We start from the raw sequence: 8,671 nt of genomic DNA, 5'->3' as shown, positions 1-8,671 counted from the left end.
GTCGGATCGGACAGTGTCGCCCTGCACCCCAACCAAACCTGACCGGGCCACCCTCAGGTTCTCAGCAGCCCTTGACTGCCAATAGGAGCATCAGACGGGTGCTCCGGTCAGGCGTTCGCGTCCGGCGGAGGGGGTGTGCCCAGGTCACGAGGTGGCCTGCGGGCATCGCAGCTTCCACAGGGCCACTTGCGCGCCTCCCGCCGAGCCGCTTGGGTAACCGGGTCACTGCAGGGCGTAAGGGAAGGCGGGCGAGGATGGCGGACACCACGCGGACCGTTACGGGGGAGGGCGAGGACAATCGCCCGCGCAAGGCCAGTTGGCGATACATCGGGCCCGGGATCGTGGTCGCCGCGACCGGTGTCGGTGCCGGAGACCTCGTCGCCACGCTCATCGCGGGCGGCAAGTTCGGTTACACCCTGTTGTGGGCGGCCGTGATCGGCTGCCTGGTGAAGATCTCGCTGGCCGAAGCGGCCGGCCGCTGGCACCTGGCCACCGGTCGTACCCTCTTCGACGGCTGGCGCAGCCTCGGGTCATGGACCACGGTGTACTTCGCGGGATACGTCATCGTCTGGGGCTTCGTCTACGGCGCAGCGGCGATGTCCTCCAGCGCTCTCCCGCTCGCGGCGCTCTTCCCGGACACGATGGGCCTGAAGGGCTGGGCCGTGCTGTGCGGTCTGGTGGGGCTCCTGTTCGTCTGGTTCAACCGGTACGCCGTCTTCGAGAAGGTCATGACGGTGCTGGTGGGCGTCATGTTCCTCGTCACCGTCTATCTCGCGATCCGGGTTGCGCCCCATCTCGGCGAGGCGTTCGCCGGTCTCGCGCCCGTCCTTCCGGACGGTTCGCTGATCTACACGCTGGGCCTCATCGGCGGTGTCGGGGGCACGATCACACTGGCCGCGTACGGCTATTGGGTCAACGCCAAGGGTTGGACGAACGCCGGCTGGATGCAGGTGATGCGGCTCGACAACCGGGTCGCGTACCTCACCACCGGCGTGTTCGTCGTGGCCATGCTCTTCGTCGGCGCCGAACTGCTGCACTCCTCCGGGGTGGCGATCGTGAAGGGTGACCGGGGGTTGCTCGATCTCAGTGCGATCCTCGCGGAGCGCTACGGAACGGCGACCGCCAAGCTCTTCCTGATCGGCTTCTTCGCCACGTCGTTCACCTCGTTGATCGGCGTGTGGCACGGAGTGAGCCTGATGTTCGCGGACTTCGTCACGAAGTACCGCCCGTCCCTCGCGCCGCCCGGAACGAGCCGCGAGAAGTCCCTGCCCTTCCGGGCCTACCTGCTCTGGCTCACCTTCCCGCCCATCAGTCTGCTCTTCCTCGACCAGCCCTTCGGGCTCGTCATCGTGTACGGGGTGATCGGCGCGTTCTTCATGCCGTTCCTGGCGCTCACCCTGTTGTGGATGCTCAACACCTCGCGCACGCCCGCCGGATGGCGCAACGGCCTGCTCAGCAACGCGATGCTCGCGGCTGCCGGGCTGCTGTTCGTGGTGCTGTGTGTACAGCAGGTGCGCGAGCTGCCCTGGTAGCGGTGGCGGCACGTGTCGTCCTGCTCGGTTCGCCGCGGGCGTGGCGCGTGACGCGGGGAGCGTCTCCCCGCGGCGAACCGAGGCCGTGGTCTCAGCCCTCGATGCGGTGCTGGGTCCAGAACGAGGTCAGGTCCGTGACCGTGGCGGCCTGAGCGGCTGCCTTGAACTCGGCCGTGGTCGAGATGCCGTACCAGTGCGCCGCGGCGTAGTCCTTCAGCAGCTTGGCCATGGTGCTGTCGCCGAGGACGCGCCGCAGGTCGTGCAGGGCGCACTTGCCGTAGCCGTAGATGACGGTGGAGTACCGGGACGAGTGGGCGTCCCAATAGGCCATCGAGTTGGTGATCTTCTCGGCGCTGGTGGCCCACGCGACGTTGTTCCAGCAGTTGGTGCCGGTCTTGTTCAGTGCCAGGTCGGTGGCGTAGTCGGTGAACGCCTCGTCGAGCCACGGGCTGGTGTACTCGTCGTCGCCGACGATCCCGTACCACCACTGGTGGCCGATCTCATGGGTGAGCGCCGTGGTGCTGACCAGGTCGAGGACGAACCCGGGGTATTCCATGCCGCCGAACCAGAAGTTGTTGTCGATCACCGCGTCCAACTCGCCGTACGGGTAGCTGCCGAACCTGGCTGAGTGGGCGTCCACAGCCGTCTTCGCGGTGGTGAGCATCGACTGGGAGTCGGCCGAGCTGATCCCCGAGACCGAGTAGACGTTGACCGGCGTGCCGGCGGTCGAGGTGCCGGAGATCTTGTTGAAGGGGCCGGCCGCCCAGGCGAAGTCACGGACCTTGGAGGCGGTGGCCGTGGTGACCGTGCGTCCGTTGGAGCCGGGGGTGTCGACCGAGGCGCCGGTGGCCGGGACCAGGAGGGTGCTCGGATGGTCCAGGGTCACCTTGAAGTCGGCGGCCAGGGAGTAGAACGATTCGCCGTTGTTGGTGTACGGGTCCAGGTGCCAGCCCGCCGCGTCCCTGACCGCGAGTACGGGCAGGGCGTTGCCGATGAAGCTGAAGGCCCCGTCGTAGCCGAACCGGTCGGCGCCGCTGGGCACGGTGATGCCCAGGTCGAAGCCGATGGTGGCGGTCTGCCCCTGGTCCAGGGGCGTGGGCAGGTCGATCTTGAGGGCCGTGCAGCCGACCGAGAGCGCGCCTGCGGTGCCACCGGTGACGTTGCTGACGGCGATCGGCATGGCGGAGCAGGTGCCGTGGTAGTTGTCCCACAGCCTCAGGTACACCTCGCTGAGCGCGGTGGCGGAGGCGTTGGTGAAGCTCGCACTCTCGTGTCCGGTCCAGCCCGTGCCGCTCGTGTTGCTGCTCAGGCTGACGGTGTACGAAGGCGCTGCCGGCGTGCGCGTGGAGTCCGTCGGAGGGACGGTGCCGCCGGAGGTGGCGAGGGCCACGTCGTCGACGACGAAGCTCGTCTGAAGGCTGGAGTCCTCGGTTCCGGTGAAGCCGACGGTCACGGTCTGGCCCGCGAACGCCGATACGTCGAATGACTTTTGCGCATAGCCGGTGTTCTTGTCGAGGTTCGAGTACGTCGCGAGCGTCGTGGTGCCGATCTTCGCCGTCAGCTTGTCGTACGTGATGGACGACGTGGTCTCGGCGGTGTCGACGTGCAGCCAGAAGGTGAGGGTGGCGGTGCTGCATCCGGACGGGATCGACACGCTCTGGGACAGCGTGTCGGTGTGAGTGGTTCCGACACCGTTCAGCCAGGCGAAGTAGCTGCCGCCGTGGGCGCTCTGGCCGGCGCGGTTGGTGATCACGCTGGTTGACGACTGGTTCCAGGGTGAAGTGCCGCTTTCGAGGCCGCCGTTGGCGACCACCTGCGTCGGGGTGCAGGCGGTGGCGACGGGCGCCCGGGGAGGCGTGGCTGCGGCCGGGGTGACGCAGAGCGCGGCAACGGCCAGCGCGGCGAGGGCGGATGCGCCCGCCGCGAGGGTCTTGTGGGGGGTCGGTCTCACGCGGAACTCCTTTGCAGCGGCCGGGTTTTCCGGCCGGCTCGGTGACCGTCCGCCCGGCTCGGGTGCGCCGGAGGACGGCTGCGGGCTGAGCGCACCGCTGGCACGGTGCTGGGTGAGATCTGCGGCGTCTCCCCGGGGTCGGGGCGACGACTGCCGGAAGCGTGACAGAATTGACTGGTGCATGCCATCCGTGAGAGGTAAAAGGTGCTCGGTGTCAGCCCGGGCCTGCGGGATCCGTCAGCCGAGGCGCGACGGTGAGGAGGCCGACGGCGCCAGGACCCGCGGCGCACCCGTACCGTCCGCCGGGACCGTCCAGAGGTCGGTGCTGTCCACCGAGCCCTCGGTGGGCAGCGCGTAGGCCAATGTGCGGTCGTCGAGCCAGACCGCCTGGTCGTCCACACTGTGCTTCTCCGCGAGCGGCTGCTCGCGCAGGGTCCGCAGGTCCAGTACGTGTTCGCGCCAAAGGGACGCGCCGCGCTGTACGCGCTTCTTGTACGCGACGCGCGTCTCGTCCGGGGAAAGGGACGGGCACTCGACGTTCTGGGCCAGGGTGGTGACGCTGCGCCGCGAGACCGAACCCTTCACCAGGTACGTCTGGCCGGCCGTACCGAGGGTGGCGTAGAAGGTGTCATCGTCCTTGGAGAAGGTGACGCCCCAGAAGTTCACGTCCCCCGAGGTGTACGGGCGGCCGTCCAGCACGATGGAGAACTTCTCCAGGTCGGATTCGAGCGCCCCGGTGCGGGTGTCCACGATCGAGGTGCGGGTGGAGAAGAAGGCAGCGCCGTACGACTCCCCGGAGACGAAGACGGTCCAGGCGGCGAAATGACCGCTCGGGGAGACCCGGGCCCGCGAGGGAACGCCCGCGAGCGGGAAGCTGCGCACCGTACGCAGGTCGGAGTCGACGATCAGGGCCCGGTTGTCCTGGGCGAGCGCCCCCGGGGTGGAGTTGAGGCACACGCCGGTGCCCGCAGCCGCGTAGAAGCGCTGGCAGCTGAGGCCCGAGGCCGTCCGCTCGGTGTCCGGCGCCTTGGCCGGAACCGAGACGAGGGACCCGCGGTGCGGGCCCTGCGCACCGTTGAGGAAGACCAGGGCGTCCTTCCGGTCCAGCGTGACCCGGCCCCGGGCGACAGCCGGGTCCCCCTCCTGCGTCTGCTCGGTGCGCGCGGCGGCACGCAGCACCAGCGCGGTGCCGAGGCCCCCGAGGAGCAGCACGGCCAGTGCGAGTACGAGCAGCCGGCGTGAGCGGGTCATCGAGTTCCTCACGAGTGTCGGGCAGGGGCGGGAGCGGCTCCCGGGGCGGTGGGACGCAGGACGAAGCCGGCCACCGCCGCACAGCAGCACAGGGCGCCCGCGGCGGCGGCGAGCGCCGGGCCTGCGCCCCAGAGCGTCCACGCACCGCCGAAGGCGAGCGAGCAGCCGAAGCGGGCCAGCGCCTGCCCGGTGCCGACGAGGGCGATACCGGTCGCGCGCAGCTCCGCCGGGACGGTCGCGGCGACGGCTGCGGGCAGCACCCCGTCGGTGGCGGCGTAGAACGTGCCGTGCAGCACGAGGACGAGAAGGGGAAGGGCGGACCAGTCGGGGGCCCACAGCAGCAACCCGTACCCGGCGAGCAGCAGGGTGTGTCCGGTGAGGAACACGGTGCGGCGCCCGAACCGGTCGGCGAGGGCGCCGGCCGGCACGGCCAGCACTAGGAAGACGGCGGCGGTGCCCAGGGGGAGCAGTGGGAACCACTGCTCGCGGATGCCGGTGCGGTCCTGGAGCAGCAGGTAGAGGAAGGCGTCGCTGACGGTGGTGAGGCCGAGCAGGGCCGCGCAGGCGGCCAGGGCGCGCAGCCGGGGAACGCGGAGCAGGCCCAGCGCCTTCCGGAGGTTCACCGCGCCGTGCTCCGCGAGGGCGGGGGCGGTGGCAGGGGCGGGGGTGCGGGAGGCGGCCCCCGGTGACGCGCCGGGCTTCGGGCGGCTCGGGCCGGTGCCGGTGCCGGTGCCCGTACCGGACGGGACGAACAGCACGAGCACCACGACGCCCAGCGCGGCCACGCAGGCGCTGACGCCGAAGACGGCGTCGTACCCGTCGACCGCCGCCCTCAGGATGAGGAAGGCGGCGAGGGGTCCGAGCAGGGCCCCGGTGGTGTCCATGGCCCGGTGCACGCCGAAGGCGCGGCCCTGTAACTCGGCAGGTGTGGAGAGGGAGATCAGCGCGTCGCGCGGGGCGGTGCGCAGGCCCTTGCCCGTGCGTTCCAGCGCGAGGACCACACCCACCGGACCGAGGCCGTGCGCGAGCAGCAGCAGCGGCTTGCACAGCGCGGACAGGCCGTACCCGATGCCGGCGACCAGCTTGTGGTTGCGGACCCGGTCGGCGAGGTGCCCACCGGTCAGCTGCACCAGTGCGCTGACTCCGTTGTAGAGGCCGTCGAGCGCGCCGAAGCCGAGCGGGCTCAGGCCCAGTCCGGCGACCAGGTACAGGGGGAGGACGGCCGTGACCATCTCGGAGGAGACGTCGGTGATCAGGCTGACCGAGCCCAGCGCGAGGACCGCCGAGGCGACGGCGGGCGACCGGCCGGGTCCCCCGCCCGATGCGGTCTTCGCGCCGTCGGGCGCGGAGCGGTCCGCGAGGTACATGCTCTCGTGCTCCCGGTGCCGACGGTCTGGATCACTCGCACGTGCGAGTCGAACCCTAGTGGTTGTACGGGCCAACTGGGCCTCGTGCGGCCCGATTCGGCCGCGCAGGGCGGCGGCTCAGCCCCGCCGGCTGCTCTCGTCGCGCAGCCAGGTGGAGAAGTCTCCGTTCCGGATGGCCCTACGAGCCCCCCTGCGAGCGGCGAGCGCCGCGACGACGAACACCACGACCCCGGGAAGCAGCCCGGGCTGGGCCCGGAGCAGGGTCCGCAGGTCGCCGGTGCTGGTGCGTGCGGACGGGACGGCCGACTCCCGTCCGGGCGTCCGAGCCCCCTGGAAGCGCTCCATTTCGGCGGACGAAGTCGCCGCCCGTACACGCCGCTTGACCAGGTCGGCCCAGGTGCGCGGCGGGTGCACCACGACCCGGGCCGCCTCGACCACGCGCCGTTCCTCCGGCGCGAAGGCCAAGGAGGCGGCCAGGTCGTCGGCCATCAGCGGGGGCAGGGCAGCGATCCGCGCGTGCCCCGGTTCGGACACCGCGATGACCCCCCGCCCGAACAACCCCTCGCGGACGGCGGGCAGCCGCTGCCAGACCCGGTAGTACGCCCGCACCGACCAGGCGCAGCCGGCCAACGGGATGTCGCGGCCCGGGGCTGCCGCGAGGAGGTCGGAGCGGGCGGTGAGGGCGTCGGCCAGGGCCTGCACGTCGGCCGCCCCGATCACGACGTCGGCATCCACATACAAGCGGGGGAAGCCGCGCGCGTGCTCGTCCCCGACCCGAAGTGCCGCGTGTTTGGAAGGAGCGGGGACCTCCACCACCCGTACGCGCGGCCCGCGCGCGCCCGCCACCGCGGCGGTGTCGTCCGTACAGCCGTTGCACACCACGACGATGTCCACCCCGGACGCCGGGGTGTCGGCCAGGAGCGCGTCGAGGAGCCGGCCGATGACCCGGCCCTCGTTGTGGGCCGGGATCACGATGCTGGTCACCCCGGAAGTATGCATGCCCGAACGGCCGAGTCGCCCGTTTTCTCCAACTCCCCCCGGGGGTAGGCCCGGTGGTCTAGATTGAACGGAGCCGACCGGATTCGGCGTGCTTCGGCCACGCAGAAATCCAGTCGTTGCAGGGCAGTTGGGGTAGGTACGGGTTCGGCGGTTTGGGGGAACAGGCCGCCAGCCCGTGGCCGGACCGGCGCGAGGGGTGCCGGACGGCCGGGGGGCGCACGTACGTGGAACACGTAGGGCATCGGTCGTGGGGGGCCACCACCGTCGGGCTGGTCACGCACGGGTCGCGCAGGCGGCCCGGCCTGCCGTCGTCGGCACCTCCTTCCTTCGCACGCGTCCCGGCCATGGGTCGTCGCCACGCCCGAGGGCGTGCGCGCAAGGAAGGGGAACGCCGTGAAGAACACCGCGAAGGACGCGGAGCAGGACGCCGGAACCGCAGGCGCGGGCTCGGCGGAGCCGTTAGGCGTCGCCGTCGTCGGCGCGGGCTACTGGGGCCCCAATCTCGTCCGCAACTTCCAGTCCAGTCCGCAGTTCCAGCTCCGTTGGCTCTGCGATCTGAACGTCGACCGGGCCCGACAGGTGCTCGGCGGCTACTCCACGGTCCGTGCGACCTCGGACTACGCGGAGGTCCTCGCAGACCCCGCCGTCGAGGCGGTCGCCGTGGCCACGCCGGCCGGCACCCACCTCGACGTCGCACTGGCCGCCCTGCGAGCCGGCAAGCACGTCCTCGTGGAGAAGCCCCTCGCCGCCACCTACGAGGACGGACTGCGGCTGGTGACCGAGGCCGAGGAACGCGGCCTCACCCTCATGTGCGACCACACCTACTGCTACACCCCGGCGGTGGCCCGCATCCGGGACATGGTCCGCTCCGGCGAACTCGGGGAGATCCAGTTCGTCGACTCGGTCAGGATCAACCTGGGGCTCGTCCAGAAGGACGTGGACGTCCTGTGGGACCTGGCACCCCACGACCTCTCGGTACTCGACTTCATCCTCCCGGAGAACGTCCGGCCGGTCGCCGTCGCCGCGCACGGGGCCGACCCGATCGGCGCCGGCCAGTCCTGCGTGGCCTACCTGACGCTCCAACTCAACACCGGCGCGATCGCCCACGTGCACGTCAACTGGCTGTCCCCGGTGAAGGTCCGCACCACGATGGTCGGCGGCTCCAAACGAACCCTGGTGTGGGACGACCTCAACCCCTCGCAGCGCGTGGCCGTGTACGACCGCGGGGTGGACCTGACGGCCCCGCAGGAGATCGGCGCGGACGAACGCCGCGACATGCTCGTCTCCTACCGGACCGGCGACATGGTGGCACCCGCGCTCGGTGAGAAGGAGGCCCTGCGCAGCATGGTCGAGGAGTTCGCCGCCGCCGTCAGGACGCGCCGGCCGGCACTGACCGACGGCCGGGCGGGCCTCCAGGTCCTCGACATCCTCGAAGCGGCCTCCCGCAGCCTGGAGTTCCGCGGAGCGGTCGTCGGACTGCGCACGGGGCGTTGACCGCCCCCGCCACCATCTCACCCGCCGGCGGGTACACCGCGGCGGGCGCAGGAGGAAACACCATGACCGACTCAGTA

The 8,671-nt window shown here is 71.0% G+C and carries 6 protein-coding genes; 2 read left to right on the top strand and 4 right to left on the bottom strand.

The annotated features are described in order from the left end of the window. Positions 1–254: 254 nt before the first annotated feature. Positions 255–1,532, top strand: a complete 1,278-nt coding sequence (locus tag ABZZ20_RS31090) for an Nramp family divalent metal transporter (protein ID WP_356875353.1) — start codon at positions 255–257, stop codon at positions 1,530–1,532. 91 nt (positions 1,533–1,623) lie between these two features. Here the strand turns inward: ABZZ20_RS31090 and ABZZ20_RS31085 are convergent, their stop codons facing one another. The 4 genes from ABZZ20_RS31085 to ABZZ20_RS31070 form a co-directional block, all read right to left on the bottom strand. Then, positions 1,624–3,483, bottom strand: a complete 1,860-nt coding sequence (locus ABZZ20_RS31085) for a M1 family aminopeptidase (protein ID WP_356875351.1) — start codon at positions 3,481–3,483, stop codon at positions 1,624–1,626. A 237-nt stretch (positions 3,484–3,720) separates the two neighbouring features. Then, positions 3,721–4,734: a TolB-like translocation protein gene (locus ABZZ20_RS31080; RefSeq protein ID WP_356875349.1), complete on the bottom strand. Its 1,014-nt coding sequence runs from the start codon at positions 4,732–4,734 to the stop codon at positions 3,721–3,723. Positions 4,735–4,742: 8 nt separating this feature from the next. Then, positions 4,743–6,101, bottom strand: coding sequence for an MFS transporter (locus tag ABZZ20_RS31075; RefSeq protein WP_356875347.1), 1,359 nt, complete (start codon positions 6,099–6,101; stop codon positions 4,743–4,745). A gap of 117 nt (positions 6,102–6,218) precedes the next feature. Then, positions 6,219–7,085: a glycosyltransferase gene (locus tag ABZZ20_RS31070; protein ID WP_356875345.1), complete on the bottom strand. Its 867-nt coding sequence runs from the start codon at positions 7,083–7,085 to the stop codon at positions 6,219–6,221. A gap of 408 nt (positions 7,086–7,493) precedes the next feature. On the opposite strand from ABZZ20_RS31070, the gene ABZZ20_RS31065 reads away from it, so the two are divergent. Further along, complete coding sequence (locus ABZZ20_RS31065) at positions 7,494–8,594, top strand: Gfo/Idh/MocA family oxidoreductase (protein WP_356875343.1); 1,101 nt, start codon at positions 7,494–7,496, stop codon at positions 8,592–8,594. Positions 8,595–8,671 lie beyond the last annotated feature (77 nt).

Origin of the sequence: Streptomyces sp. NPDC006430 (assembly GCF_040612395.1) — a bacterium.
Lineage (GTDB): Bacteria > Actinomycetota > Actinomycetes > Streptomycetales > Streptomycetaceae > Streptomyces.
This window is presented reverse-complemented; position numbering and strand designations above follow the sequence as displayed.